This window comes from Pseudaeromonas pectinilytica (genome assembly GCF_054780855.1).
In genome coordinates this window covers 1-25,755 of sequence record NZ_BAAGVN010000332.1, presented here as the reverse complement: position 1 = coordinate 25,755, position 25,755 = coordinate 1, and the positions used below count along the sequence as shown (strand labels likewise).

Annotated in this window: 16 protein-coding genes; 13 read left to right on the top strand and 3 right to left on the bottom strand. The window is 57.9% G+C overall.

Annotated features, from left to right (window positions below; all coding sequences use genetic code 11):
• The first annotated feature begins 253 nt into the window (after positions 1-253).
• From ACYVG7_RS14950 to tkt, 5 genes are all read left to right on the top strand, one after another.
• Complete coding sequence (locus ACYVG7_RS14950; RefSeq protein ID WP_460883892.1) at positions 254-1,930, top strand: ribulokinase; 1,677 nt, start codon at positions 254-256, stop codon at positions 1,928-1,930.
• Positions 1,927-2,628, top strand: a complete 702-nt coding sequence (locus ACYVG7_RS14945) for an L-ribulose-5-phosphate 4-epimerase (RefSeq protein WP_460883891.1) — start codon at positions 1,927-1,929, stop codon at positions 2,626-2,628. Before ACYVG7_RS14950 ends, ACYVG7_RS14945 begins: the two co-directional genes overlap by 4 nt.
• Positions 2,629-2,673: 45 nt before the next feature.
• On the top strand, positions 2,674-4,170 hold the full coding sequence (gene araA / locus ACYVG7_RS14940; RefSeq protein WP_460883890.1) for an L-arabinose isomerase: 1,497 nt from the start codon (positions 2,674-2,676) through the stop codon (positions 4,168-4,170).
• A 281-nt stretch (positions 4,171-4,451) separates the two neighbouring features.
• Entirely contained in the window at positions 4,452-5,405 is a 954-nt protein-coding gene (gene tal, locus ACYVG7_RS14935) for a transaldolase (protein ID WP_460883889.1), read from the top strand.
• A gap of 43 nt (positions 5,406-5,448) precedes the next feature.
• A complete protein-coding gene (gene tkt, locus ACYVG7_RS14930) occupies positions 5,449-7,449 on the top strand; it encodes a transketolase (RefSeq protein ID WP_460883888.1) in 2,001 nt (666 codons plus the stop codon).
• Positions 7,450-7,524: 75 nt separating this feature from the next.
• Here the strand turns inward: tkt and ACYVG7_RS14925 are convergent, their stop codons facing one another.
• The 3 genes from ACYVG7_RS14925 to ACYVG7_RS14915 all read right to left on the bottom strand — a co-directional run bounded on the left by ACYVG7_RS14925 (position 7,525) and on the right by ACYVG7_RS14915 (position 14,274).
• Positions 7,525-10,407: a hypothetical protein gene (locus ACYVG7_RS14925; protein ID WP_460883887.1), complete on the bottom strand. Its 2,883-nt coding sequence runs from the start codon at positions 10,405-10,407 to the stop codon at positions 7,525-7,527.
• A gap of 348 nt (positions 10,408-10,755) precedes the next feature.
• On the bottom strand, positions 10,756-11,853 hold the full coding sequence (locus ACYVG7_RS14920) for an endo-1,4-beta-xylanase (RefSeq protein WP_460883886.1): 1,098 nt from the start codon (positions 11,851-11,853) through the stop codon (positions 10,756-10,758).
• 72 nt (positions 11,854-11,925) lie between these two features.
• Positions 11,926-14,274: a glycoside hydrolase family 9 protein gene (locus ACYVG7_RS14915; protein ID WP_460883885.1), complete on the bottom strand. Its 2,349-nt coding sequence runs from the start codon at positions 14,272-14,274 to the stop codon at positions 11,926-11,928.
• Between the two features lie 650 nt (positions 14,275-14,924).
• Between ACYVG7_RS14915 and ACYVG7_RS14910 the strand changes: the two genes are divergently transcribed.
• The 8 genes from ACYVG7_RS14910 (at position 14,925) to ACYVG7_RS14875 (ending at position 25,726) form a co-directional block, all read left to right on the top strand.
• Positions 14,925-17,690, top strand: coding sequence for a glycoside hydrolase family 3 protein (locus ACYVG7_RS14910; RefSeq protein WP_460883884.1), 2,766 nt, complete (start codon positions 14,925-14,927; stop codon positions 17,688-17,690).
• 100 nt (positions 17,691-17,790) lie between these two features.
• Positions 17,791-19,764 carry a methyl-accepting chemotaxis protein gene (locus ACYVG7_RS14905; RefSeq protein WP_460883883.1) on the top strand — a complete coding sequence of 658 codons (1,974 nt, stop codon included), beginning with the start codon at positions 17,791-17,793 and terminating at the stop codon, positions 19,762-19,764.
• A 10-nt stretch (positions 19,765-19,774) separates the two neighbouring features.
• A complete protein-coding gene (locus tag ACYVG7_RS14900; protein WP_460883882.1) occupies positions 19,775-21,097 on the top strand; it encodes an ABC transporter substrate-binding protein in 1,323 nt (440 codons plus the stop codon).
• A gap of 446 nt (positions 21,098-21,543) precedes the next feature.
• Positions 21,544-21,849, top strand: coding sequence for a PTS sugar transporter subunit IIB (locus ACYVG7_RS14895; RefSeq protein ID WP_460883881.1), 306 nt, complete (start codon positions 21,544-21,546; stop codon positions 21,847-21,849).
• Between the two features lie 28 nt (positions 21,850-21,877).
• Positions 21,878-23,212 (top strand): PTS sugar transporter subunit IIC, encoded by a 1,335-nt coding sequence (locus ACYVG7_RS14890; protein ID WP_460883880.1) that lies wholly within the window; start codon positions 21,878-21,880, stop codon positions 23,210-23,212.
• 58 nt (positions 23,213-23,270) lie between these two features.
• Entirely contained in the window at positions 23,271-24,650 is a 1,380-nt protein-coding gene (locus tag ACYVG7_RS14885) for a glycoside hydrolase family 1 protein (RefSeq protein WP_460883879.1), read from the top strand.
• 10 nt (positions 24,651-24,660) lie between these two features.
• On the top strand, positions 24,661-24,972 hold the full coding sequence (locus ACYVG7_RS14880; protein ID WP_460883878.1) for a PTS lactose/cellobiose transporter subunit IIA: 312 nt from the start codon (positions 24,661-24,663) through the stop codon (positions 24,970-24,972).
• A 424-nt stretch (positions 24,973-25,396) separates the two neighbouring features.
• Positions 25,397-25,726: a hypothetical protein gene (locus ACYVG7_RS14875; RefSeq protein ID WP_460883877.1), complete on the top strand. Its 330-nt coding sequence runs from the start codon at positions 25,397-25,399 to the stop codon at positions 25,724-25,726.
• Positions 25,727-25,755: the final 29 nt, after the last annotated feature.

The following is a 25,755-nucleotide window of genomic DNA, read 5'->3' as shown; positions in this document are numbered from 1 at the left end:
GGAACTGGTCAGGATCGGCTGTCGAACGGCTCCAATGCCACAACGCCTGTTGAAGCTGGCTGAGTCTCGATGGTAATCAGGATATTTTTAGCGATTTTGTCATGTATCGAAATTTGAATCGCCTTCCACAAATGAATCAGACAGCCGATATATCCATATTTTCAGCAGTCGATGCCTAACGGGCCTGTTCCCACATCTTCTATGGTTTCCGCCACGGTTATTCCTTTTCTTTCATTTTTCCCAGGAGAACACCATGGCTGAGCACATCGTCATCGGGCTCGATTTCGGCAGTGATTCGGTGCGGGCTCTTGCCGTCCGTTGCCAGGATGGCGCCGAATTGGCGACCCACGTGGTCTATTACCCCCGCTGGCGGGATGGCAAGTTTTGTGACCCGATCCGCAACCAGTTTCGGCACCATCCTTTGGACTACATCGAATCCATGGAGCAGGCGGTGCGCCAGGTGGTCAGCTTGTTGGCACCCGCCCAGCGCCTGGCGATCCGCGGCATCGGCGTTGACACCACCGGCTCGACCCCGGCGCCGATCGATGCCCAGGGCAATGTGCTGGCCCTGCGTGACGAGTTCGTCAAGAATCCCAATGCCATGTTTGTGTTGTGGAAGGATCACACCGCCATCGCCGAGGCTGAGGCCATCACCGAGTTGTGTCACAGCGGCCAGTTCACCGATTACAGCCGCTACATCGGCGGTATCTACTCCTCCGAGTGGTTCTGGGCCAAGATCCTGCACGTCTCCCGCGCCGATCGCACGGTGCGCGAAGCCGCCTGTAACTGGGTCGAGTTGTGCGACTGGGTGCCAGCCCTGCTCAGTGGCACCCAGGCTCCCAGCCAGCTCAAGCGTGGTCGCTGCTCCGCCGGCCACAAGTCGTTGTGGCATCCGCAGTGGGGCGGGTTACCGGCCGCCGATTTTCTCAATGCCCTGGATCCGCTGTTGACCCAGGATCTGGATTACCCGCTGTTTACCGAGACCTGGACCGCCGATATTCCGGTGGGTCGCATCACCGCCGAATGGGCGGAGCGTCTGGGCCTGCCTCAGGATGTGATGATCGCCGGTGGCGCCTTCGACTGCCACATGGGCGCCGTAGGGGCGGGGGCCAGCCTCAATACCCTGGTCAAGGTCATCGGTACCTCCACCTGTGACATCCTGATCGCCGATCACGCCACCATAGGGCAACGCGCCATCGCCGGGATCTGCGGCCAGGTGGACGGCAGCGTGGTACCGGGCCTCATCGGTCTGGAAGCCGGGCAGTCGGCATTCGGCGACATCTATGCCTGGTATCAGCGACTGCTGAGCTGGCCGCTGGATCAGCTGACCAAGAGTTATCCCGAGCTGAAGACCGCGGTCGAGAATCACAAGCAGCAGATGCTGGGGGCCCTGACCCAATCCTGGGACAAGCAAGTGGATCTGGAACACCTGCCGGTGGTGCTGGACTGGTTCAATGGGCGTCGCACCCCCAATGCCAACCAGCGCCTGAAGGGGACCATCTCGGGGTTGAACTTAGGCTGCGATGCCCCCGATCTGTTCGGCGCCCTGATTGCGTCCACCGCCTTTGGCGCCCGTAGCATCATGGAGTGCATGACCAGTCAGGAAGTGCCGGTGGAGCAGGTGATGGCTCTGGGCGGCATCGCCCGCAAATCCCCCGTCGTCATGCAGGTGTGCGCCGATGTGATGAACCGCCCCATCCAGGTGGTGGCTTCGGATCAGTGCTGTGCCCTGGGGGCCGCCATCTTTGCCGCCGTGGCCGCCGATATCTATCCCTCCATTGCTGCCGCCCAGGCCAATATGGCAAGCCCGGTCGAGCGCACGCACCAGCCGCAAGCCGACAAGGTCGCCGCCTACGAAACCCTCTACCAGCGCTTCCTGAAATGGGGGGCGGTCGCCGAGCCGCTCTACAACGAGGGGCGTAACGCATGACTCTGCAACAGCTCAAACAGCAAGTGCTCGAGGCCAACCTCGACCTGCCCCGTTACAACCTAGTGACCTTTACCTGGGGCAATGTCAGCGGCATCGACCGGGAGCAGGGACTGGTGGTGATCAAGCCCAGTGGCGTCAGCTACGAGCACATGACGGTGGACGATCTGGTGGTGCTGGATCTGGCGGGTAACCGGGTGGCGGGGCAGCTGCGTCCCTCCTCGGATACCGCCACCCATCTGGTGCTCTACCGCCGGTATCCCGAGCTCGGCGGGGTGGTGCATACCCACTCCACTCACGCCACCGCCTGGGCCCAGGCGCGGCGGGCGATCCCCATCCAGGGCACCACTCAGGCCGATTATTTCCACGGTGATGTGCCCTGTAGCCGCCTGTTGTCCGAAGCCGAAGTGCGGGACGACTACGAGCGGCTGACCGGGGATCTCATCGTCGAGACGCTGGGGGACACGCCCCCCCTGACCATGCCGGGGATCCTGGTGGCCAACCATGGTCCCTTCAGCTGGGGAGCCGATGCCCACGCCGCGGTGCACAACGCTGTGGTGCTGGAGGAAGTCGCCCGCATGGCCTGGATCACCCATCAGCTCAATCCGCAGGCGGCCGCCTTGCCCGATTACATGCTGGAAAAACACTACCAGCGCAAACATGGAAAAAATGCCTATTACGGCCAATCCGGCGCGCACTAAAGCGCCGACTGGTCCATCAACCGCTTCATCGATGAGGAACGAATCATGGAATTTTTAAAGCAGTTAGAAGTCTGGTTTGTCGTGGGTAGCCAACATCTGTATGGCCCGGAAACCCTGAAACAGGTGGCCGATCATGCCCAGCTGATGACCCAACAGCTGAATGAGAAGGCTGGTCTGCCGCTGAAGATAGTGCTCAAACCGACCGGCACTACGCTCGATGAGATCTCGGCGATTGCCCGCGATGCCAACCACAGCAGCGCCTGCGTCGGGGTCATGGTGTGGATGCACACCTTCTCGCCAGCCAAGATGTGGATCCCGGCCCTGACCCAGCTGGGCAAGCCTCTGCTGCAATTCCACACCCAGTTCAACCGCGATCTGCCCTGGGGCGAGATCGATATGGATTTCATGAACCTGAACCAGACCGCCCACGGTGGCCGGGAGTTCGGCTTCATGGGCGCTCGTCTGCGCCTGCCGCGCACCGTGGTGGTCGGCTATTGGGAAGATCAGGGCGTACACGCCAAGATCGCCCGCTGGATGCGCATCGCCGCGGCCGTGTATGACAGCAAGCAGATGAAGGTGGCGCGCTTCGGCGACAACATGCGCAATGTGGCGGTGACCGAAGGCGACAAGGTGGAGGCCCAGATCCAGTTCGGTTATCAGGTCAACTACCATCCGGTGGGCGATCTGGTCAGCGTCATCAATGCCGTCTCGGCGGGCGAAATCAATGCCCTGCTTGAGGAGTACGAGAGCCTCTACACCCTGAGCGCGGCGGTGCAGGTGGGCGGCGCCCATCGGGAATCCCTGTTCGAAGCGGCTCGTCAGGAGCTGGGGATGAAGCGTTTTCTCGAGCAAGGCAAGTTCGGCGCCTTCACCACCACCTTTGAAGATCTGTATGGCCTGCACCAGTTGCCGGGGTTGGCTTGCCAGCGCCTGATGCAACAGGGGTATGGTTTCGGTGCCGAGGGGGATTGGAAGACCGCGGCCCTGCTGCGCACCCTCAAGGTGATGGGCCAGGGGCTGCCGGGTGGCACCTCCTTTATGGAGGATTACACCTACCATCTGGCCGAGGGCAACAACCTGGTGCTCGGTGCCCATATGCTGGAAGTCTGCCCGTCCATCGCCGCCAAGAAACCCGTGTTGGATGTGCAGCATCTGGGCATCGGCAAGAAGGCGGCGCCTGCGCGCCTGCTGTTCTCCGCACCCGCCGGCAAAGGGGTCAACGCCAGCCTCATCGACATGGGCAACCGCTTCCGTCTGGTGGTCAACAATCTGGATGTGGTGGACCTGCCCGCCGCCCTGCTGAAACTGCCGGTGGCCTGTGCCCTGTGGGAGCCGAAGCCGAATCTGGAAGTGGGCGCCGAAGCCTGGATCCTGGCCGGTGCCGCCCACCACTCGGTGTTCAGTCAGGCGCTGGATGCCGAGTACCTGCGCATCTACGCCGAGATGGCGGGGATCGAGTTCCTGCTGATCGATGAAAACACCCGCATTGCGGAGCTGAAAAAAGAGATCCAGTGGAACGAGATCTACTACAAGCTCCGTTAATCCTGACCCCCGTCCTATGACGGGGGCCTTATTGGGGCGCTGTTTTATCCCCGGTTGGTGATACCGGAGGGGAGGAAGTCGCGGGCGAACAGCAGACCGTTGGCGGCATGGATGCCGCCATCGAGCCTACATGGATGTATTCACGGCGTGTCTGTGTTCGTCGCAACTTCCGGCTCTCCAGCTCTCGGATTACAGACCAAGCAGCATCAAACGCGAATTGCGCCCCAAGTGCCGATTTTCCCTATTTGCCGCCCAGAAATGGAATGCGGCCAGGAGTTCTCATGTCCAGTTTGCTCACTCAACTGCGCGCCGTGACCACGGTTGTCGCCGATACCGGTGAATTACCGGCCATCAAGGCGTATGCCCCCGAAGATGCCACCACCAATCCCTCATTAATCCTCAAGGCTGTCACCTGCGCCGACTACGCGCCGCTGCTGGCCCAAGTCGTGGCGGCGGCCCGCGAACAGACGCCGGTGTTAGCCGAGCAGGTCATCGAGGCTGCCGATCGCCTGATCGTGACCATCGGCTGCGAGGTGCTGCAGTGCATCCCGGGGCGCATCTCCACCGAGGTGGATGCCCGTCTCTCCTTCGATACCGAAGCGACCATCGGCAAGGCCCGCAAGCTGGTTGCCCTGTATGAGGCGCAAGGGGTGCCGCGCAGCCGGGTGCTGATCAAGATTGCCGCCACCTGGGAGGGGATCCGCGCCGCCGAACAGCTCGAGCGCGAGGGGATCAACTGCAACCTCACCCTGCTGTTCAGCTTCGCCCAGGCTCGTGTCTGCGTCGAGGCCGGGGTGTTCCTGATCTCGCCGTTTGTCGGCCGGATCCTCGACTGGTACAAGGCCAAGACCGGTCAGAGCTATGACGCCGAAAGCGATCCGGGCGTGCTCTCGGTGCGGGCCATCTACCGCTACTACAAGCAGCTCGGTTATCCGACCGTGGTGATGGGAGCGAGTTTTCGCAGTGTCGAGGAGGTGCTGGCGCTGGCCGGTTGTGACCGTCTGACCATCAGCCCTGATCTGTTGCAAAAGCTGGAGGCGCAGTCCGGTGTTCTGGTACGGCAGTTGGCGGATGAGGGCGTGCAGCAGAACAAACCCGCTCCCATGGGCGAGGCTGAATTCCGCTGGCAGCACAATGAGGATGCCATGGCCACCGAAAAGCTGGCCGAAGGCATCCGCAACTTTGCCATCGATCAGGTGAAGCTTGAGCAGTTGCTGGCCACCCGGCTGGGCTGAGGTTGTTCCCGAATTCTGAACATTAATCAAGGGAGTCTTTGTGATGGGTGTGGAAGCAAAAACGTTAGCCAATGCCGTGCGCATGTTGAGTGTCGATGCGGTGCAACAAGCCAACTCCGGCCATCCCGGCGCCCCGATGGGGATGGCCGACATGGCCGAGGTGTTATGGCGTCATCATCTGCGGCACAATCCGGCGGATCCGGCCTGGATCAACCGGGATCGCTTCGTGCTCTCCAACGGTCACGGCTCCATGCTGCTCTACGCCTTGCTGCATCTGACCGGCTACGACCTGTCGCTGGCTGAGCTCAAACAGTTCCGCCAGCTGCACTCCAAGACCCCGGGCCATCCCGAGTTGGGGTATGCCCCCGGTGTCGAGACCACCACGGGGCCGCTTGGGCAGGGCATTGCCAATGCCGTCGGCATGGCGCTGGCCGAGAAGATCCTGGCGGCCCAGTTCAACCGTCCCGATCATGCCATCATCGACCACCACACCTATGTCTTTATGGGGGATGGCTGCCTGATGGAGGGGATCTCCCACGAGGTCTGCTCCCTGGCCGGGACCCTGGGGCTGGGCAAGCTCATCGCCTTCTGGGATGACAATGGCATCTCCATCGACGGCCATGTCGAAGGCTGGTTTACCGACGATACCCCGGCTCGCTTCCGGGCGTATGGCTGGCAGGTCATCGACAGCGTGAACGGTCACGACAGTGCGGCGGTGGATGCGGCGATCCTTGAGGCCAAAGCCGATCCGCTGCGCCCGACCCTGATCTGCTGCAAGACCACCATCGGCTATGGTTCGCCCAACAAATCCGGCTCCCATGACTGCCATGGTGCGCCACTGGGTAAGGACGAGGTGGCCAGGGTCCGTGAACAGCTGAACTGGCCTCATGCGCCGTTCGAGATCCCGACCGAAATCTATCAGGTGTGGGATGCCAAAGCTCAAGGCGCCGAGAGCCAAGCGCAGTGGGATGCCCAGTTCGCCGCCTATCAGGCCACTTTCCCGGCCGAGGCCGCCGAGCTGCTGCGCCGCTGCCATGGCGCGCTACCGGCTGACTGGTCGGCCAAGGCCCATGACTATATCGCCAGCCTGCAGGCTAATCCCGCCGATATCGCCAGCCGTCAGGCCAGCCAGAAGGCGCTCAACGAATATGCGCGTATCCTGCCCGAGCTGCTCGGTGGCTCGGCGGATCTGGCGCCCTCGAATCTGACCCGCCACGTTCACGCTCTGGATGTGGATGGCGATACGCCCCAGGGCAACTACCTGCACTACGGGGTTCGCGAATTCGGCATGTCAGCCATCATGAACGGCATCACCCTGCATGGCGGCTTCATCCCCTATGGCGGTACCTTCCTGATGTTTATGGAGTATGCCCGTAATGCTGTGCGGATGGCGGCACTGATGAAGCAACGCACCATCTTCGTCTACACCCATGACAGCATAGGCTTGGGCGAGGATGGCCCGACCCACCAACCGGTGGAGCAGTTGGCCAGTCTGCGGCTGACGCCGAACATGGAGACCTGGCGCCCCTGCGATCAGGTGGAGAGTGCGGTGGCCTGGAAGGCGGCCATCGAGCGGGCGGATGGCCCCAGTGCCCTCATCTTCTCCCGCCAGGCGTTGGTCCAACAGCCGAGGAGTGCGGAGCAGGTGCGCGACATCGAGCGCGGCGGCTATATCCTGCTCGACAGCCCCGGTACGCCGGAGCTCATTCTGCTGGCTACAGGTTCGGAAATGGCGCTGGCCGTAGGGGCCGCCCAGACCCTGCAAGCCGAGGGTCGAGCCGTGCGCGTGGTGGCCATGCCCTGCACCGAGCGCTTCGACCGGCAACCGGCGGATTACCAGGAGTCGGTACTGCCGAAGGGGGTACGCGCCCGGTTGGCCATCGAGGCGAGCATCGCCAGTTACTGGCAGCGCTACACCGGGCTGGATGGCGCCGTCATCGGCATGACCCGCTTTGGCGAGTCCGCCCCTGCCGATCAGCTATTCGAGTTGTTCGGCTTCACGCCGGAGCATGTGTTGCAGCAAGCGCGGTTATTGTTGGGGTGATGCTCGGATGGCATTCGTCCGGAGTGGTAAATGACAAGCGGCGCCGAGGCGCCGCTTGTTGTTGCCGAATAACTATCAGTGCAGAGCCAGTTCGGCGTCGGCTTGTGCAGAATCGAGGAAGAAGGATCCGGCCCAGGTATCGACCCGTCCGCTTGGATTGATGGTTTGACCATCTGCCTTGGATACTCCCAGGTTCCAGACTTGATAGGCGTTATACCAGCCCCAGGGCTCGGCGACCTTGGGTTGCAGCATAAACAGGTTGCCACCGGCATCGTTGATGATCCAGTTCGGCAGTCCCGCACCATCGAGTCCGCCATTGACCAGTTGGATCGGTACTTTTTTCCAGGTGCTCCAGGTATCATCCCCGGTAACCGCCGGCAGTTTGGTGACCCAGTACCAGGTGCGAGGTGTGCCATCGGCGTTGTAGCGGAAGGAGGCGGTCAGCAGTTGACCATCGTAGTCGCTAAGACCAGGCAGGTTGCTGCTGTTGATCTGATCCACGGTGACCCCTTGCTGACGCAGAGCCGCGATCTTGCCGGGTAGGTCGGTGACGTTCTGGCTACCCCACTCGGCGAAGCGATGTCCAACCCAGAAGTCATTCATTTCCTTGAAGAAGATTTTGACATCCTGGCCCAGATCATCGCTGGTAACCGTGAAGGAGGCTTCATCGCTGGTGGTCGCCGGATGGTCATCCAGATGATAGTGGTGCCAACTGGCGTGTTCCATCTCTACGGTCGGGCTGAGAACCGTCCGGACACTGGTGTAGTCATTGAACTTGTATCCATCCGGATGGGTGTCATCTTCGAGCCGAGAGTTGGTTGTTGGATCCAACAGGTAGCGGGCTCCGACTGCGGTGGTGACCAGCTGACCATCTTCTGTCTCCGTCTTGGTGCTGAATTCGTACCAGTAGCTGGACATGTCGCTCTTGTACCAGTTGTAGTCGGCGTACTCCTCGAACTGGTCATCTTGTGGATTGGCCCAGATAGGTTTGGCATAGCTTTTCTCTTCCGAGCCATCGGGGCAATTCACTAGGCCCGTTGTGGTATTGATGGTACCGTCGGCCTGCCAGTCCTGATCTTCGGTATGAGAGGTACAGCCATCATCCCGAGTCTGGTGGGTGTCTGTTTCGGCATAAGGATCGCCATTGGGTGGGATTGGGTAGTCCGGGTTGCGCTGCATGCTGTTCAGATCAAACCAGTCGGCAGGTGCCGGGTAGGGCTCTGCCGTCTCATCCTTGGGGGCCTTGTATTCGAGGAAGTGGCTGATCTGCAGCTTTTCACTCGTGGATTCGGTGAAGTGTTGCATCATGTCGATGGTTGAGGTGTCTTTGGCCTGAATGTTGGCTTTAAGGTCGCCACCATCGTGGAAGCGGCGCGGGAAGCTATTGATATATTGTGTGATGCCTTCACTGCGAGGGTCATCTTCGTCGTAAGCGACCCAATAGTCGGCACCACTGTCGCTCTCGGTGCCGAAGGCATAGGTTTCGCCGGTAAACGAGAATACCCCGTCTTTATTGACATCCTTATGCCACCAGCCCTTGCGCTCGAAGCGGCCATCGGCCTGCTTGACCTTGTGATTGGTGTATTCGTTGTAGATCAGTGGGTTGCCGTTAAGTTGCTCTATCGCGTTGGCCGTAGAATCCCAGTAATAGTTAGTGCCTTGCTCATGGATCTCCTTGTGTCCATCTAGGTAGTGGCTGACCGTGGTGGTACCGACCAATTTCAGCGTGAGTGCCTGTTTGGTGTGGTCTTCCATGTAGGTGTAAACCTTCTCCTCCTTGGTCACTTCGTCAGCTTCGCGACGTAGCGGATCCAGCGGCAGTTCATCGCTGTTGTCACCGACCTTGTCACCATCTGTGTCTTTGGTCTCGGTGGCATCATTCGGGAAGGCATCGCTGTTGTCACCGACCTTGTCACCATCGCTGTCTTTGCTCTCGGTGGCGTCGCTCGGGAAGGCGTCACTGTTGTCACCGACCTGGTCACCATCGCTGTCTTTGGTTTCGGTGGCATCATTGGGGAAGGCGTCACTGTTGTCACCGACCTTGTCACCATCGCTGTCTTTGCTCTCGGTGGCATCGTTGGGGAAGGCGTCGCTGTTGTCACCAACCTGGTCACCATCGCTGTCTTTGCTCTCGGTGGCATCATTGGGGAAGGCGTCGCTGTTGTCGCCAACTTTGTCACCATCTGTGTCTTTGGTCTCGGTGGCGTCGTTCGGGAAGGCATCCTCGCTGTCGGCTACGCCATCCCGGTCCTGATCGACGATGGGGGTGACATGACCCTGGTCATCGACGACCACGTTGATGCTATCGGGATCGGTATCTTCATCGACAGGGTTCTGTTCCAGATACTCATCGAGAGCCTGACCGAGCTCCTTGCTGTCATTGAGCAATTCTGTTGGATCCTCGGGGAGCGACTCGGGGAATTGATCCGTCAGGTTGACGGCATAGACTTGCACCTCTATGTCATTGCTGGCAATAAAATCACCCAGCACCTGTTCCGGTTGCAGCCCCAGATCGGTGGCTATGGCGGCGGCAGCGGCATCACGATCGAGAGTTGGATCCTGTTGCATCTTCTGATCGACCAGCGTGCTCAAGGGGGTTACTTCAGCCACGCCAGGTGGCGCTGAAAGGGTGAAGCTTTGGGTGATAGCCCCTCGGGTCTCGTCGACGGTCTCACCGGCAACAGCTTGCACCAGCAGACGATAACTACCCGGGTTTTCAATACCGCTGACATCTAACGTGACCTTGCCACCCTCGCCGGAACGAGCATTGGGCTCATCGCTATCCAGCAAGTTGTTGCCGTTGACATCCAGCCAGACCAGCGCGTTGCGCAGGTAGCCATCAATCGCCGTTGCCTGCAGAGTTGTTTGGGTTGACTCGTTGTGATCAGCACCACCACAGCCGGCGAGTGCGGCACTTACCGCCATCGCAATCATGCTCAGTAAATATGGGTGTTTCATATCGTGCTCCTTGTCAGATCCATTTTTTGCTTCGCTTCCTGATGGCGGCCCGGACGGCTCCTGAACGAGTTGCACCACCAATGCCCTGAAAGTTTGGAAGACGAGCACAATAAGCGTAAGGAAATGTAAGGCTAGGATGATTTTGATCAAATTTTGAACGAGTGATTTCTCTGTATTCGAGCGTCAATCAGTTCACTGACTGATCCGATTGAGATGCTATTTTTGGACATTCAATGGTGATTCTTAGTGGGCGAGGGGAGTAAAAAAGGCGCTTCTCCTTGCGGAGAAGCGCCTTTATTTTCAATGAGCTGGACGATTCATCAGAAGGCGTGAGTCCTGAGTTGAGACTTAAGGCGTGGCCTGCAAGGCTTCACTCATTCCGGTCCAGGCTGGTTTGCGTTGGAAATTGGCATCAAACAGCAGCGGCCAGTCGGGGATCTTGTAATACCAGGGCGTCCAGCTGAGGGCATCGGTCAATCCCCAGACGGTGATGCCACCGCGCAACTCGGCGGGTACCGTACTCAGGTAGGTGGTGATCACGTCGCGATAACGCTGGCGTTGTGCTTCGGCTAATTCCGGCGTCAGCGCCGTGGCGGTGTTGTTGGGGTTCATGCGGATGTCGAGTTCGGAGATGCGCACCTTCAAGCCCATGGCCACGCAGCGGCTAAACGCCTGGCGAATTTCGTTGGTACTGGGCCAGTAGCGGTCGATATGCATCTGGAAGCCGATGCCATCGATGGGAATATTGCGGGTGCGGAAATCGGTGACCATTTTTAGCACGGCATCGAGCTTCTTCGGCATGGCTTCGATGTTGTAGTCGTTGTAATAGAGGTCGGCATCCGGGTCGGCGGCACGAGCCAGGGTATAGGCTTTGGCCAGATAGTCGGGGATATGGCTCGACCAGATACTGGAACGTAGCGAGCCATCATCCAGGAAGGCCTCATTGACCACATCCCAGCTGTTAATAGAGTCGCTGTAGTGACTGACGATGGTGGTGATGTGATCCGCCAGCATGCTCTCCCAGTTGCCACTGTAGTTGCTCATCCAGCTAGGCAGGGCGTTATGCCAGACCAGGGTGTGGCCATGAATGCGCATGTTATTTTGCTGGGCAAACTGCACCAGGTAATCGCCATCGTTCCAGTGGTATTGCTGCTCTTGCGGGTGGATATATTCCGGCTTCATGACGTTTTCGGCGACCACAGAGCTGAATTCGCTGGCGGCCAGGTGACGCAGTTGGCTGGCCTGCGGGCTGTAGCGAATGCTGGATGCGGGCTCGAAACTGCCGACCCCCAATGCCACGCCAATCGGCAGGCTGGTTTGCTCCCGCAGCATGGGGCCTGAGGGCTGGGTTGGCGTGTCGGGTGTGGTATTGGTGGTTTGACTCCCTCCGCAAGCGGCTAAGCCGATGGCGGCGACGAGGCAGAGATGGGTGATCAATCTTGGCATGGGAAACCTGTTGGCAGAACGTAAGGAGCAATCGATAGAGGTCCCGCTCCTGGAGCGGGACCTCCTCACACATTAGCGGGTCAAACCACCTTCATCCAGCACGCTAGCGGTCCAGAGGAAAGGGGCGTTCCAGTTGACAGTTACTTCGTTCAGGGTCCAGGCGCCGATCTCATCCTTCCAGCAGGTCTGGCCGGTGCACTTGCCCTTCATGGTGGAAGCGACCGGATCACTGAAGTTGATGGAGTTCGGGCCACCGGAGAGCACGCCTGGCGGTACCTGCGGCGAGGCTGGATCGACCGGGTGAGCCCAGAATCTGTGGTGCGGATTCTTCAGCGCACGAGTGCCGTAGCCCGAGACATAGGATTGATCCAGCGGGTTACGTCCCAGCACATAATCCATGGCATCGGACATGGCTTGCAGGTACTTGCGCTCACCGGTGAAGTCATGGGCCAGGCCGAGGAAGATACTGCGGTTCATCAGGTTGGAGTTGGAGCCCCATGGGTACTCGATCGCCTGATACGGGATCCGATAGCCTTCTTTATCCACGCTCTGCTGATAACCATCGGCCGCGGCTATGATGGCCGCGCGCGCCTTATCCACCTCTTGTTTGCCGAGCTGGTTCGGGACCAGCGCCAGGGTGATGGTGCCGGCACTGCTGACGCCTTGCCAGTAGAGATCGCCGGTCGCGTTTTTGTCACCCTTGGGGGCATCCAGATACAAAGGCGAATCTTGCAGCGCTTGCTTGTACTCCTTCTTGCCGGTGGTGGTGAACAGCTCGGCCGCAGCCCAGTAGAACTCATCGCTCAGGTTGGTATCGTCATAGGGACCTGAGCCGACGAAGTTATCGTAGGCATAGACATCCGGGTGACGATTGGCGGCCTTCCAGGCTTTTTCTGCCGCTTTCAGGCAACGCTCGGCATAGGCCGGATCCTGGGTTTTCCAGACGCGCGCCGATTGCGCGGCGGTGGCGGCCAGGTTCAGGGTGGCGGCGGTACTGGGTTGGCTCAGATAACGCGGCTGCGGATCCTTATGGGGTGGCAGTGGCATGCCAGTCCAGGCTTCGTCCGCTACCTTGTGGAACACCATGCCGGAGGCATCGATCTCGGTCAGTTGCAGCTTATCCAGTTGTTTGGATTGATCGCCCACCGGCACTGAGGTCTTCTTGCCGTCCGGCACCTGCATGGAGAGGAAGAAATCCATCATCCAGCGCGCCTCATCCAGCAGATCGTTGTGGCCATTGGCTTGTTCCGGGATCTTCACCTTGCCATCGGCAAAGGTACTCTTGTCGCCGCCCTTCGCCAACTGCTCGCGCTCATACAGGTTCATCAGGGTCCAGACGGAAATGCCGCCATTCACTACATACTTGCCCTGATCGCCGGCATCGTACCAACCGCCGGTGACATCCAGGGAGAAGTCACAGCCCGGCCACTGATTACCCTTGGCATCCTGTTTGTTGAAGCAGGTGACCTTCTCGGGTTTGTGACCGGCAGGACGGGCCAGATCCGGGCGTTGCACGTACTTGGCCTCGATGTCGATACCGCTGCGTTGTTGGTAGAAGAAGGAGAGGGCGTCATATTTCATGCGGTGATAAATGTCATCGCCAATGCTGAACGGATGACTCTTCTCGCCCGCCACCTCGAGCACTAAACCGCTGGCCGGGGTAGTAACCTGACTGAAGTCGGCAATTTGCACCTGCTCACCGGAGGCGGCATTCAAGCCAAACGGCTGGGTTTTGCCTTCGGCGATGGTTTCGCCCTGGGCATTCAGCAGTTTCCAGGCCAGGGGCTCCTTGGCATCGCTGGCGATGGTGGCGCGCTTTTGCGCCTTGCTCAGATAGCCCACCTGGTTGACGCGCACGGCTGCGAAGTCAGATTTTTTGTGCAGGCTGGGACCGATCAGCGAGACTTCGCCGACGCAGACGGTGGTCGGTGTCTGGGTTCCCATCTGGAATTGGAGTTGGGTCTTTTCATCGGTCGCGGATGGGGTGAACTTGATATCGAAGGGTTTGGCGGTATTGCCGAGCTCGAGGTCCTGCACCATGTAGTTGGTATAGGGCGCGCCGTCATGCTGGACCAGCGCCTTCACATGTACGTTATTTTTGGCCATCGCCTTGAAGTGCAAGGCGTAGGTTTGCCCCCCGACCAGCGCAATGCCGGATTGTCCGAGGATCACATCCCAAGGATTGGCGCCCGATTCGGTGAAGGTGGCGCATCCCATCTGATTGTCGACCGCCAGGGTGGCACCTGCGGTCCACCAACCATCGGTACCGTTAAACCCGCCATTGTTCAGTAATTCGGTACTCGGGCCTGCGGTTGCCGTGCCGGAAGCTGCCCCTGTGCTGGCACCTTTGGGTGCGCAGCCATGCAACCCGATGATGCACGACAGGACTAGCGCCAGGATGCTGAGTCGAGATGTTTTCATGTGTTACCTCTTTGATAGCAGACGGAAAATTGTCGAGTCGATTTCTACGCTCTGCCCGAACGGTATCCTGTTCTGGCCTGATGATAGGCCATTCGTCAAGATGCGCCACTGGATGCCGGAAATCGATTTCATGATGCAAGAGACAACACCCAGCCCGGTAAATCAAATCTGAGTCGATGAAATGTGAAGGCGTTGGCAAATTTTCGCTGGAGTGGCGTTTTTCCCCACGGCCAAGCGACCTAATTGACATCGATTTCAGATTTTTCTGGGCATAAAAAAACCCGGGCAAGCCCGGGTCGAAACAAAGGAACTAACTCAGCATGGAACCCCGTGATTACTGGCAATAAAAACCGGGTTACATCTCACCTTGACGGGTAAATCAGGATGATTTCGGCAGTATATGGCTTTTTTTGATTCAGGAAATCGATTTCTTGTGTTGTTTTTATCTTTGTGATCCGGCTCACCATTCTCGGATTAGTGGTCGATATTTGCCCAAAGCTGTTACGGAACTGCTGGAATAGCAGGGACACTTCTGTCTACCATAACCCTCATGTTGCAATCGATTTCAGGTTTGGCTGTTCTGTTCTCTGATGCGACCAAGGTTACCCATAGGTCGACTCATGAGTGTGGACATCAGGAGTTAGTGACGAATGAAAATAAGAAATGGTCTGGCCAGGTCGGTGACCTGTCTATTGGTGGGTTGTGGCATTGCGGGTGCTGTGTCGGCGAGCGCTGTGTCGGTGAAGGGAGTGACGGATGTCCCTCATTTTGCGCAGTGGCCGCAGATCCGCAGCGCAATCGCCCAAGATAAAAATATGGAGCAAGAGATCCAGGCTTTGCTGGCGCAGATGACGCTGGAAGAGAAGGTCGGCCAGATGATCCAGCCGGACTTCCGCGAGGTGACGCCCGAGGAGATTAGCAAGTACAAGATCGGCTCTGTGCTCAATGGCGGTGGCGGCTGGCCGAATAACAACAAGCACGCCTCGGCTCAGGATTGGGCGCAGCAAGCGGATCACTATTGGCTGGCGGCCGAGGCCGGCTTCAAGGGCCGGGGCTTCCGCATTCCCTTCATGTGGGCAACCGATGCGGTGCATGGCCACAACAACGTGTTTTCGGCCACCCTGTTTCCGCACAACATAGGTCTGGGTGCGGCTCGCGATCCGAACCTGATTTTCCGTATCGGTCAGATCACGGCACGGGAAGTGGCCGCTACCGGGCTGGATTGGACCTTCGCTCCGACAGTGGCGGTGCCACGGGATGATCGCTGGGGGCGGACCTACGAGGGCTACTCCGAAGATCCGGCGATCGTCTACCACTATGCCGGTGAGATGGTGCGTGGTCTGCAGGGCTCGGCTGCCGATCTGCGTGGGCAACGGCATGTCATCTCCAACGTCAAACACTTCGTCGGGGATGGTGGCACTCAGGATGGCGTCGATCGCGGGCAGAACTTCTATTCCGAAGAGGCGCTGCGCAATCTCCATGCGGTGGGCTATTTCTCGGGTCTGGATGCCGGGGCGCAAGTGGTGATGGCCTCGTTCAATAGCTGGCACAACCCCTTGAATCGGGACGTACTGCCGGACGATGAGGTTGAATACAACGGCAAGTTGCACGGCAGTCAGTATCTGCTGACCGATGTGCTCAAAGACAAGATGGGCTTTGATGGCCTGATTGTTTCCGACTGGAACGGTCATAGCGAAATCGCGGGTTGTACCATGGGCGCCTGTCTGCCTGCGGTACTGGCCGGGGTCGATATTTTCATGGTCACGGCACGCAAGGACTGGCAAGCCTTCCGCCAGAGTTTGCTCGATGGCGTGGCCAATCATCAGATCCCGATGAGCCGGATTGATGACGCCGTGACGCGGATCCTGCGGGTCAAGATGCGGGCTGGCTTGTGGCAAAAACCGCAACCCTCGGCGCGTGAGCTGGCGGGTAAGCAGGTTGAGCTGGGAGCTGCCGAGCACAAGGCGCTGGCCCGCGAGGCGGTACGCAAGTCACTGGTGCTGCTGAAAAATGAAGACCAGATCCTGCCCTTGAGCCGCAACAGTCGGGTGCTGGTGGTGGGCAGTGCGGCCAACGATCTGGGCAAACAGGTGGGCGGCTGGAGTCTGACCTGGCAGGGCACGGAAAACCAGCGCGCTGATTTCCCTGGCGCGCAAAGCCTGCTGGATGCCATTCGCACGACGGTCGGCGCGGATCGAGTACTGACCAGTACCCAACCGGCGGATCTGCAGGCGGCCAAACCGGATGTCGCCATCCTGGTGATGGGGGAAGACCCTTACGCCGAATGGTTCGGCGATATTCCAGACAATAAGACGCTGGCTTACTCCGAGTTGAAAAACAGCTATCAAGATGACCTGCAGACCCTGAAGCAACTCAAGGCGGCTAGCATTCCTGTGGTGACTGTGTTGTTCTCCGGGCGTCCCCTGTATGTTAACGAGGAGATCAATCTCTCCTCGGCGTTCGTCGCTGCCTGGCTGCCGGGCACAGAAGGCGAGGGCATCACCGATGTGCTGTTTAAAGCGGCCAATGACAAGCCGGGCTATGACTTCCAGGGCCGCCTCTCGTTCTCCTGGCCATTCCTGAAGTGTGCCACCGCCATCAATCGCACTCCGACCAATATTCCGGGCTGGAAGCGGCCGGCGTTTGAGCAGGACTTGCAAGGCACAACCGCACCGCTGTTCCCCTATGGCTATGGTCTGAGCTACCAGCAGCCATCCCCGGTGGCGGCCCGCGTCAGCAATCTGGACCAACTGCCGCTGGATAACCGCAAGTTTGGTTGTAACGAAACCGATCCGGCCAAGCTGACGGCTGCTGGCAAGGTGCTGGAGTTGTTTGGACCCAAGGCCAGTGAGGAGCACCGCTTGCGCATGGGAGATGCCAGCAACTGGACCGGCACCGAAGTCTCAGGCAACAGCGTGACCGAGATGAAGTTCATCAAGGTGCAACCCATCGATTACCTGCGTCAGCAGGATGCGCGTGCCGTGACCTTCCTGGGGGAAAACAAACCGGGCGTGGATTCGGGCGCGACCCTGCAACTGCAGACCACCCAGGTCAAGGGGGCGGATCGTCGCAGCTACCTGAAGGCGAACAGTGAGTTGCAGGTGACGCTGCGGGTGCAACAGGCGCCACAAAGCAACATGACGCTGGGTCTGCAGTGTGGTTGGCCTTGCGGCAAATCGATAGACGTGACCTCGACCCTGCGCAAATTGCCATTGGGACAGTGGCTGACCATCAGCCTACCGTTGAGCTGTCTGAAGGATGGGATGGACTTTGCCAAGACCAACACCCCCTTCATTCTGGCGACCAATGGCCAGGCGCGTCTGGATGTGGCCACGGTACGCTGGGTGCCGGAGTCCTTGCTGCAACCGGGCAAGGATCTCAAGCAACTCGACTGTCAGGGCCAGTTAAAACCCTAACGGCTCATATCGACGTAACCACCAAGGCGCCTGCGGGCGTCTTGGTGTTTCGATGTGCAACATCTGTTGCCTGTGTAGATGGAGAAATGAGGTGATGTCGATGTCAATCGTACAACGGATCCGCTTGGGTTTTGCTCTACTCCTGCTGCTGTTACTGCTCCTCGGAGTCATCAGTTACCTGAAAACGACCACAATCCATGGTCGTTTTTTCCAAGTCACCGAACAAGCCACGCCATTGACCTTAGCCGCCAGCCGGCTGCGTGAAACCTTGATGGCGGCGGATCGGGATAGTTTGGCCCATCTGGCCAGTTGGGATGTGGCGACATTCCCGCAGTTGCGCCAGAGTTTTGCCCAGGACAAGGCGCGCTATGCGCAATATGTTCGCGAATTTTCGGCTCTGACATTAACGCCGGAGAGTCAGCAGCAGCTAGAGAGGGTGACGGATGAGGCCCCGAAGCTATTTGCTATTTCCGAGCAGTTGATGGGGCTGCATGACGAGTCTGCCGTGCAGGCACAACGTCTGTCACAGATGCGCAGTGAGCTGTTGCAGCTGGACGATCACTATCGTTCGGCCGCTGATTTGTTACTACGCTTTTCGGCCAACCAGCGATCCTTGTTGAACAAGGCTGAGCTCATCACCAGTGGCATAGCCCGGGATCTGAAGATGATCCAGCGCACCGATGCCAAGACCAATTTGCAAGAATTACAGTCGGTGTTGACCAAGGATATCGAAATGGCCAATCAGCGCTTGACGCGGGTTGCCGTGCCTGAGGATGTGAAAGCCCGATTTATCCACCATGTGCAGCGTATTCCGCTGCTGGTATTCGGTGAGCAAGGTCTGATTGCTGCCTTGACGCGTCATCAGGAGATTGACGTTCAATTACGGGCATTGCGGCAGAAGCAGGAAGCGTCGACCCGCCAGCTTGGCGTGGCATTGGACCAACTGATCGTCATCAGTAATCAGAGCATGCAAGCGGATCGGCACAGTGCGGATGTTGCGGTGCAGAGTGCTCGTTTCTGGATTGTAGCGGTCGCGATCTTTTCGCTACTGATAGCGTTCGGGATTGCCTGGAGTACGGCGCGCAGTATCCAGTTGCCGCTGGCGCGTATCAACCAGGTTCTGGCGCTGATGGCGCAGGGGGATATGACGCTGCGGGTGAACTATGCCGCCCGCAATGAGCTGGGCGAGTTGGCCCATTCGATTGATCAGTTAGCCCACCATACCAAGGCTCTCCTGGTCGAGGTCCAGACTGGCTCTGAACATCTGGTTCGCGAGACACAAAAAACTGCCGGGATCAGTGAATTGGTGATGGCTCGGGTGCAGGAGCAAAAAAATCAGACCGATCAGGTGGCTGCGGCCATCTCTGAGTTGGAATCCAGTGCCACGGAAGTCGCTCGCTCCAGCGAACATGCCCGTCAGGAAGTGGACTCGGCTAACGAGGACAGCCAGCGCGGCAGGAGTCTGGTGCTGGAAAACCGGCATGGGATTGAGCGACTGGCGGCCGGGATTGCCGAAGCCGTGGTCATCACCCACAAGCTGGAGGGATACAGCAGCAATATCGGCAATATTCTCGAGGTGATCCGCGGCATTGCCGAACAAACCAATTTGCTGGCCCTCAATGCCGCTATCGAGGCGGCCCGGGCTGGCGATGCCGGACGGGGATTTGCCGTGGTTTCCGATGAGGTCAGAGCGCTGGCGACCCGTTCCCAAGGCGCCACTCAGGAGATCCAGACCATGATCGATAACCTGCAAAACTGCAGCAGCGAAGTGGCTGCGGTGATGGTGCGCAGTCATGAGCAAACCCAGTTGAGTGTCCATCAGACCCGGGAAACCGAGAGGGCGCTGGCAGGGATCGCCTCCAAGATGGTAGCCATCAAGGAGATTGTCGATCAGGTGGCCTATGCCGCCGAAGAGCAGATTTCAGTGAGCCAGGCGGTGGCCCAGCATGTGGCCAGCATAGCGGATGTGGCATTCGAAACCGAGCAAGCATCCCGATCATCGGCGAATAGTGGTGAGGTGTTAGCGCAGCTGGCCAGCCAGCAGCAGACCCTGGTCGCACGATTCAAGCTGTAGGAGAGTATCTATGTGGAAATATGCAAACGCCTGTCTGCTAGTGTTGGGGCTGAGTTGTAGCGCAGTGGCCGAAGAGCTGGTGCTGGAAACCTGGCGCGTGGATGACGAAGTGCTGTGGAAGGAGCAGTTCCTGCCCCGTTTCCAAGCGCTGCATCCGGAGATTAGGGTTCGGCTGCAGCCGTTGCGCTCGGCGGAATACGATCAGGGCCTAAGCCAGCGGCTGGCCGACGGCAAGGCGGGGGACTTAATCACCTGCCGTCCCTATGATCAGTCGCTGCAACTGTTTCAGCAGGGCCATCTACTGGATCTGACGGATCTGGCGGGCATGGAAAACTTCCCCAGTTTTGCCAAAGCGGCCTGGCAGACCGATACCGGGGCACAGACTTTTTGTTTGCCGATTGCTTCGGTGATCCAGGGATTCTATTTCAACCTCGATATCTTCAAGGAGCTTGGGCTGACGCCACCCAAGACCCGGGACGAGTTTTTTACCGTGCTGGCGAGGGTAAAGCAGGATGGACGTTACCTGCCATTGGCTTTCGCCGCCCATGACAGCTGGGTGGTATCCGAGCTGGGATTTCAAAATATCGGTCCCAACTACTGGCACGGTGAGGATGGCCGTCTGGCGTTAGTGAATGGTCAGGCGCGGTTTACCGACCCGGCCTATGTCGAGGTGTTTCGTGAGTTATCGCGCTGGACTCCCTATATAGGACCCAACCCGGCTGAAGCCACCGAGGCCAAAGCGGTGGATGCGTTTGCGGCGGGCAAAGCGGCCATGATAGTGGCGGGCTCCTGGTCCATCGCCCAGTTCACCGGCAAGGTTAACTTTGGCGCTTTTCTTCCGCCGGTCGCCAAAGCCGGTGACTCCTGCTACTTCACCGACCATACCGATATGGGCATCGCCATCAATGCCGCCAGCCCCCACAAGGAAGCCGCCATCAAGTTGGTGGAGTGGATGGCCTCCGCCGAATTTGCGGAACGTTTTTCCAACTCGGTACCCGGCTTTTTCTCGCTGTCCAACCACTTCTTCGAGCTGAAGGATCCGGTCGCCAGCACCATGATGGGGTGGCGAGATACCTGTGACTCCACCATTCGGCTCGGGGCCCAGTTTTTATCGCGAGGGCAACCTGCGTTTACCAGCGAAATAGCCGAGGTGAGCCAAGCGGTTGTGCTCGGTCAGTTGACGCCGGAAGCGGCGGCGACACGGATCCAGCAAGGATTGTTGAACTGGTACCCGCCGCAGCAAAAGATGAGCGCCAAAGCCGAAGCATGTGCAGTGTCTGCCGTGCCGGGATCACCCAGCTCAGCCGTCGCCGTGCCGTCGGCTGGCGATTAACCCCTTCTGAACCCATTGACCGACATTCACCGGGAGAGCGTTATCGCTCCCGGTGAATGTCGCCATGCATTGGCGCTCTGCTGTCTGGGCCGGGCTTCTGGGTGTAGTTCTGACGCCGTTTCCTGGTGGCTATCACTCGGCTCTCTTGTCACCGCAGGTCGACGAATGAAAAACCGTTACTCACCGCCGCAGCACTCATTGTGAAATCGATGCCCTGATGCTCCCATGGATGATTAAATAAAAAGCTCCATACGCACCCATATTTCCATTTAATATTAAAATCCTTTTATTACATATAGATACGAGCAGGTCGCTCATTCGTGAACGATCGGTTGATGCCTCTGTAGTGATCGGAATCACAATTGATAATTTCAGATCGTGAAATCGATTTCTCAAGTTCTTCGGTCGATCTATAGTGCGTGCAACGTTAATCCAGAGGACGAATCATGAAAAAAATTATGTTGTGCTGCTCAGCCGGTATGTCGACCAGCATGCTGGTGAAAAAAATGGTGATCGAAGCCGAGAAGCGCGGTTTGGCAGCGGATATCAAGGCCTTCGGCGCGTCGGAGTTTGATGACCAGATGCCCAAGTATCAGGTGGTGCTGCTCGGGCCGCAGATCAAATACATGCAACCGGAGCTGCAGGCCAAGGCGGCCTCTCATGGCATCAAGGTGCAGCCGATCGACATGATGGATTACGGCATGCAACGGGGAGACAAGGTGCTGGATTTCGCCTTGTCCCTGATTGGTTAATGACAGCGACAAGGAAGGATAAAAAATTATGAGTTCACTATATAGCATGCTGGTGGGGCTGATTGAGCAACGCATCGGCCCATTAGCTGGAAAGCTGGGGCAGCAGCGGTATGTGCTAGCCATCCGTGATGGTTTTATTGCCGCGCTGCCCTTCATGATCGTCGGCAGTTTCATGCTGGTGTTCATCTTCCCGCCGATTTCCAATGAAACCACCTGGGGCTTCGCCCGGGCTTGGCTTGATTTTTCAACCACCTATCGCGCCGAACTCATGTTGCCCTTCAACATGAGCATGGGCTTGATGACGCTGTTTATCGCGGTTGGCGTCGCTTCGAGTCTGGCCAAGCAGTATTCGCTGGATCCGATCACCACGGGTTTGCTTTCCTTGATGTCGTTTATGCTGGTGGCGGCGCAATATAAAGATGGTGTCATCTCTACCCAATACTTCTCGGGGCAGGGGATCTTTACCGCCTTGCTCTGTGCCATCTACTCCACCGAAGTCTATGCCTGGCTCAAGCGTAACAACATCACCATCCGCCTGCCGGATCAGGTACCGACCGGGGTTGCCCGCTCGTTTGAGGTGTTGATCCCGGTGCTGGTGATCATCCTGACCCTGCATCCGTTCAACCTGCTGCTGCAGCACACCACGGGCATGATTCTGCCGGAAGCCATCATGGCCATGCTCAAGCCGCTGGTCGCCGCCTCGGACAGTCTGCCAGCGGTGATATTGGCGGTGCTGGTGTGCCAAATCCTCTGGTTTGCCGGTATCCACGGCACCATGATCGTCACCGGCATCATGAACCCGTTCTGGATGGCCAACCTGGCCACTAACCAGGCGGCCCTGGCCGCAGGCCAGGCCATTCCTCACACCTTCCTGCCGGGATTCTGGGATCACTTCCTGTTTATCGGTGGTGTCGGCTCTACCTTGCCGCTGGCGTTCTTGCTGATGCGTAGCCGTGCCGTGCATCTGCGCACCATAGGGCGCATGGGTGTGGTTCCGGGCTTCTTCAATATCAACGAGCCGATCCTGTTCGGTGCCCCCATCATCATGAACCCGGTGTTCTTCCTGCCGTTCATCCTGATCCCGGTTGTCAACGCCATTCTGGCCTGGTTTGCCGTGGATCTGGGGCTGGTGGAAAAAGTGGTGATGCTGACCGCCTGGACCACGCCAGCGCCTATCGGTGCCTCTTGGGCCACCAACTGGGCACTCAGTCCGGTCATCATGTGCTTCATCTGCATGGGCATCTCGGCACTGATGTATTACCCCTTCGTTCGGGCCTATGAGCGCACCCTGTTGCAACAAGATGCGGAGAACGCCAAGAGCGAAGAGTCCGACGCCATGAGTCCAGAGCCGAGTCAGGCTTAATCACCCCAGGCAGCGGATAGGGCTATATCCGCTGCCGGAATACCAAGAGGAAAAGAGCATGCAGTATAAATTCCCCGAAGGGTTTTGGTGGGGCAGTGCCTCTTCAGCGGCGCAATCAGAAGGCGCCGCGGCTGAAGGCGGTAAGGCGCCGACGATTTGGGATCACTGGTTTGCCACCGAACCCCATCGTTTTCACAACCAGATTGGTCCGGCGGATACCTCGACGTTTTATGAGCGTTATCAGGACGATATCGCGCTGATGGCGGAAATCGGTCACAACAGCTTCCGCACCTCGATCTCCTGGGCCCGGCTGATGCCGGATGGCAAAACCGTCAATTCCGAGGCCGTTACCTTCTATAACCAGGTGATTGATGAGTTGCTGGCCAAGGGGATCAAACCCTTTATCGGGTTGTTCCACTTTGATATGCCGATGTACTGGCAACAGCAGGGCGGCTGGGAAAATCGCGCCACGGTCGAGGCCTATGCCCAGTACGCCGAGATCTGCTTCCAGCTGTTTGGCGACCGGGTGGCTTGCTGGATGACCTTCAATGAGCCGGTGGTGGTGGTGGAGGGGGGATATCTGTATGACTTCCACTACCCGAACCAGATGGATTTCCGTCGCGCCGCTCAAGTGGCCTTCCACATGATGCTGGCCCATAGTCTGGCGGTCGTTCGCTACCGTGCGCTGAATCTGCCGGGCCAGATCGGCATCGTGCTGAACCTGACGCCCTCTTATCCGCGCTCTTCACATCCGGCGGATTTGAAAGCGTCGTTTATTGCCGATCTGTTCTTCAATCGGGCGTTTCTCGATCCGGCGGTCAAGGGCTGCTATCCCCAGGAGCTGATCGACATACTGCAAGAATATGACCAGATGCCGGTGACCCAAGCGGGTGACAAGGAGTTGCTCGCCGCTGGCAAGATTGATCTGCTCGGCATCAACTACTACCAGCCGCGACGAGTGAAAGCGCGGATGACCGCCATCCAGCCGGGTGCACCTTTCTTACCGGATTGGTTCTTTGAAAATTACGAGATGCCAGGCCGCAAGATGAATCCTTACCGCGGTTGGGAGATCTATGAGCGCGGTATCTACGACATCCTGACCAATCTGCGGGACAACTACGGAAATATCCCCAGCTATATCTCGGAAAATGGCATGGGCGTGGAAGGCGAGCACCGCTTCATTGGTGACGATGGCCAGGTGAAAGATGATTACCGCATTGATTTTATTCGCGGCCATCTGCAATGGATCCATGCTTCCATTCTCGAGGGATGTAATTGCCGTGGATATCATTTGTGGACCTTTATCGATAATTGGTCCTGGATGAACGCCTATAAAAATCGCTATGGCTTCATCAGCCTTGATTTAAATACTCAGCAGCGCACCGTCAAGAAAAGTGGCGAATGGTTTGCCGAGGTTTCACGAAATAACGGGTTTTAAGGAGAAATAGATGTTGGATCTTGAAGAAGCAGTGATGGGTATTATCGTCAACGCCGGACAATCGCGTAGCCTTTGTTTTGAAGCCTTGCGTCAAGCGCGTGCCGGTTTATTTACCGAAGCCGATGCCCTATTGGCAGAAGCCATTGAGGCCGGTAAGGCCGCCCATTCGGTGCAGACCAAACTGATTGAGGCGGATGAAGGGGAAGGTAAAACCAAGATGACGCTGGTGATGGTACATGCCCAGGATCATTTGATGACCTCTATTCTGTGCCGTGAGTTGGCTACCGAGTTAGTGGAGATTTATCGCCGTCAGGCAAACTAGTTTTTGGTTTATCGGATTGGAAGTCCACTTTGCCACCGCCCTGTCGGTGGCTTTTTTATGGCTATGTACCCGTTATGCGTTGAGAAATGCTGCTCAAATGTGACTGGAGTCTGTTCGAGCCGCAGACACGTCGTAAATACTTCCATGTAGACTCGATGGCGGCATCCCTGCCGCCAACGGTCTGCTTTTCGTCCAGACTCCACTCCTTTTCATTCCCAACAGCCAACTGAGACAGAGCCTTTTTCATGGTCTCAATATAGCCCTTAATTATTATGTTTGTCATTAGTTTCAATGGTGCTGCTGATAGTTTCAATAATATGAAATATCCATGACTCGATTTCAGTTTTGTTTTTCATTTCGAATGCTCGATATTCTCATTTTGAACTTGGTCATCATCCATTAAACACAGAGGAGTGTGGATACCATGCGAAAAATTGGAGTTATGGCGGCGGTATTGCTGGCGAGTAGTTTATATGCGACTCAAGCATCGGCATTTTGGTGGAATAATCAGGACTGGCAAGTCTCCGATGGTTGGCGCAATGGTGGCTCGGAATTTGATTGCACCTGGCGGGCAGCCAATATCTGGACCGAATCGAACATGGCTATTTTAAATGCCAAGACAGTCAGTGGTAACAAGAGTTGTGCGGAGATACGCAGCTACAACTATACCCGCCGCGGCCGTTATGAAGTCCAGATGCAAGCAGGGCGGGATCGCACTTTGTTAATGAAATTTGAACAGGCTGATCGTCTGTGATCTAATCACGCCTCCATGCAGGAGGCGCG

Coding starts and splice junctions, on each gene's coding strand:
- araA (WP_460883890.1), top strand. CDS start 2,674: ATGGAATTTTTAAAGCAGTTAGAAGTCTGGTTTGTCGTGGGTAGCCAA.
- ACYVG7_RS14950 (WP_460883892.1), top strand. CDS start 254: ATGGCTGAGCACATCGTCATCGGGCTCGATTTCGGCAGTGATTCGGTG.
- ACYVG7_RS14895 (WP_460883881.1), top strand. CDS start 21,544: ATGAAAAAAATTATGTTGTGCTGCTCAGCCGGTATGTCGACCAGCATG.
- ACYVG7_RS14885 (WP_460883879.1), top strand. CDS start 23,271: ATGCAGTATAAATTCCCCGAAGGGTTTTGGTGGGGCAGTGCCTCTTCA.
- ACYVG7_RS14900 (WP_460883882.1), top strand. CDS start 19,775: ATGTGGAAATATGCAAACGCCTGTCTGCTAGTGTTGGGGCTGAGTTGT.
- ACYVG7_RS14920 (WP_460883886.1), bottom strand. CDS start 11,853: ATGCCAAGATTGATCACCCATCTCTGCCTCGTCGCCGCCATCGGCTTA.
- ACYVG7_RS14945 (WP_460883891.1), top strand. CDS start 1,927: ATGACTCTGCAACAGCTCAAACAGCAAGTGCTCGAGGCCAACCTCGAC.
- ACYVG7_RS14890 (WP_460883880.1), top strand. CDS start 21,878: ATGAGTTCACTATATAGCATGCTGGTGGGGCTGATTGAGCAACGCATC.
- ACYVG7_RS14905 (WP_460883883.1), top strand. CDS start 17,791: ATGTCAATCGTACAACGGATCCGCTTGGGTTTTGCTCTACTCCTGCTG.
- ACYVG7_RS14910 (WP_460883884.1), top strand. CDS start 14,925: ATGAAAATAAGAAATGGTCTGGCCAGGTCGGTGACCTGTCTATTGGTG.
- ACYVG7_RS14875 (WP_460883877.1), top strand. CDS start 25,397: ATGCGAAAAATTGGAGTTATGGCGGCGGTATTGCTGGCGAGTAGTTTA.
- ACYVG7_RS14880 (WP_460883878.1), top strand. CDS start 24,661: ATGTTGGATCTTGAAGAAGCAGTGATGGGTATTATCGTCAACGCCGGA.
- tkt (WP_460883888.1), top strand. CDS start 5,449: ATGGGTGTGGAAGCAAAAACGTTAGCCAATGCCGTGCGCATGTTGAGT.
- ACYVG7_RS14915 (WP_460883885.1), bottom strand. CDS start 14,274: ATGAAAACATCTCGACTCAGCATCCTGGCGCTAGTCCTGTCGTGCATC.
- tal (WP_460883889.1), top strand. CDS start 4,452: ATGTCCAGTTTGCTCACTCAACTGCGCGCCGTGACCACGGTTGTCGCC.
- ACYVG7_RS14925 (WP_460883887.1), bottom strand. CDS start 10,407: ATGAAACACCCATATTTACTGAGCATGATTGCGATGGCGGTAAGTGCC.